General features: G+C 72.8%; 4 protein-coding genes. 2 read left to right on the top strand and 2 right to left on the bottom strand.

Going from position 1 to position 1,827, the window contains the following annotated elements; all coding sequences use genetic code 11:
* Positions 1 to 297 precede the first annotated feature (297 nt).
* Positions 298 to 705: a hypothetical protein gene (locus GH736_RS22340; protein ID WP_159607167.1), complete on the bottom strand. Its 408-nt coding sequence runs from the start codon at positions 703 to 705 to the stop codon at positions 298 to 300.
* Positions 706 to 877: 172 nt separating this feature from the next.
* Here GH736_RS22340 and GH736_RS22335 point away from each other — a divergent pair, with 172 nt between their 5' ends.
* The gene (locus GH736_RS22335; protein ID WP_203230913.1) at positions 878 to 1,171 is read left to right on the top strand and encodes a hypothetical protein; all 294 of its coding nucleotides are present in this window, start codon (positions 878 to 880) and stop codon (positions 1,169 to 1,171) included.
* A 31-nt stretch (positions 1,172 to 1,202) separates the two neighbouring features.
* Positions 1,203 to 1,400 (top strand): hypothetical protein, encoded by a 198-nt coding sequence (locus tag GH736_RS22330; protein ID WP_159607165.1) that lies wholly within the window; start codon positions 1,203 to 1,205, stop codon positions 1,398 to 1,400.
* Positions 1,401 to 1,421: 21 nt separating this feature from the next.
* Here GH736_RS22330 and GH736_RS22325 read toward each other — a convergent pair.
* Positions 1,422 to 1,827 (bottom strand): ABC transporter ATP-binding protein (locus tag GH736_RS22325; protein ID WP_159607163.1); only part of this gene is annotated, 406 nt, incomplete at its 5' end.

Below are 1,827 nucleotides of genomic sequence, written 5' to 3'. Positions count from 1 at the left end.
CGGGGCGGGGCGCCAAGTTGACCCCGGGGGAGGGGTGTCATGTCAGCAGACCTTGGAACGCCGGAAGCATGGCTGCGGGTGGGCAGATGGACCGGGGAGACCCGGGTCACGAACGTCGCTCAGGGTGCCGCGGAAGTGGTGATTCGTTGCATGGGTGCAGCATAAGGACCGGCGCGTCGACTCGGACGGGGGTTGCGCTTCGCCGGTTTCAGGGGGATCGAACCCATGGGGCGGACGAGCGCGGGGCGCGACATCCGCTGATCGGATGCCGCGCCCCGCGCTCGTGCTGCTGCGTCGTCAGTCGGCGCTGCAGGCGTCGTTGACGCCCGAAGCCGCATCCTGGATCGCGGTCTGCTGCTCGGCGACCGCGTCGGCGTCGACCTCGGCGTCAGGATCGGACGGCAGCGTCGCGGCGAACTCGGCCGCGTCGTCGAGCGCCTCGGCGAGCTTCTCGAGCTCGTCGCTCACGGCGTCGGACGTGTCTTCGCCGAGCGTGTCGACCCGGTCGCTGTAGCCCTCGAGCGTCGCCTGCGTCTCGCTCGGGTCGCCGCCGGCGGCGAGCGCGTTCTGCGCACCGTTCGAGATGTCGCGGACTTCGGACTTCACCGTGTCGCACTCGTCGGCACTCGACGAGGCTCCGCCACCGCCGGCCGCACAGCCGGCGAGCAGCAGTGCGCCGGCGAAGACCAGCGCGGTGGACGTCATGATTCGTTGCATGGATGATCCCCCTGATCGTGGTGGTGGTTCCCACCCTAGCGAGCACCCTCCGACACTCGCTTCCGGCGCTGACCAGCCCGTGCCTCCCCGGGCGTCCCCGTGCTGCGCGCCGGTGTCAAGGGCCTGACGACCCCGCGGCGGCCGACCTAGGCTCGCGGCCATGAGCACGCCAGACGAGACGGGCGCGCGCCCGAACCCCGAAGCGGGAGCCGGCGACGCCGCGCCACTGACCGATGCCGAGCAGACCCGCAAGGACGTGAGCTACAGCCCGGGCAGCGAGACGGAGACGGCAGCCAAGCAGGCCGACCCGCTGCCCGATGGCATCGACGACGACATCGACGCCTCGCGGGTCCGGGCGGTGCCGGGCACCGGAGGCCCCGACGACGCGGGCGACGTCGAGCTCAGCCCCGAGGAGGTCCAGGAGATCCGGGACCTCAGGGGCGCCCGCGAGTGAGCCGCGATCGCGACGAGAGGAAGGAACGACCATGACCGACTTCGTGGACCCACTGGAGGAGCCGTTCGACGCCGACCGGGACCCCCGGCCGCTCGACCCCGACGTCGACGACGCCCGCGTCGACTCCTCCGAGGCCGACCGGCAGGCCGCCGAGGACGGCACGAAGGTCACCAGCGCGAGCGAGGGCGACCCCCTCGACGAGACGACGCCCGTCGACAACTGGGAGTGAACGTCCGGCCCGGGGCCGCCCTCACGCGGTGACCCCCGCTGGGCGTTCGGATGCCGCACGCGGCGGCTCGGCGGACGCGAGTGCGTGGAGGTCCCAGCCGGGCCTCGGCACCGAGTCGATCAGGAGTCGGGTGTACGGATGCCGCGGCGCGGCCAGCAGCGACGCCGTCTCGCCGCGCTCCACGATCTCGCCGGCGCGCATCACCACCGTCTGCTCGCAGACCCGGCGCACCACGGCGAGGTCGTGGCTGATGAACAGCACGGTCAGGCCCCGCTCGCAGCGGATCGCCGCCAGGAGGTCGAGCACCTGCGCCTGCACCGAGACGTCGAGCGCGCTCGTCGCCTCGTCCATCACGAGCACGTCGGGCTCGATGGCGAGCGCCCGGGCGATCGCCACGCGCTGCCGCTGGCCGCCCGACAGGGTGCGC

Source organism: Agromyces humi (assembly GCF_009720255.1).
Taxonomy (GTDB): domain Bacteria; phylum Actinomycetota; class Actinomycetes; order Actinomycetales; family Microbacteriaceae; genus Agromyces; species Agromyces humi.
Note: the sequence above shows the minus strand (reverse complement) of the source record. Positions and strands in the feature narration are given on the sequence as shown.

Coding starts and splice junctions, on each gene's coding strand:
- GH736_RS22335 (WP_203230913.1), top strand. CDS start 878: ATGAGCACGCCAGACGAGACGGGCGCGCGCCCGAACCCCGAAGCGGGA.
- GH736_RS22330 (WP_159607165.1), top strand. CDS start 1,203: ATGACCGACTTCGTGGACCCACTGGAGGAGCCGTTCGACGCCGACCGG.
- GH736_RS22340 (WP_159607167.1), bottom strand. CDS start 705: ATGACGTCCACCGCGCTGGTCTTCGCCGGCGCACTGCTGCTCGCCGGC.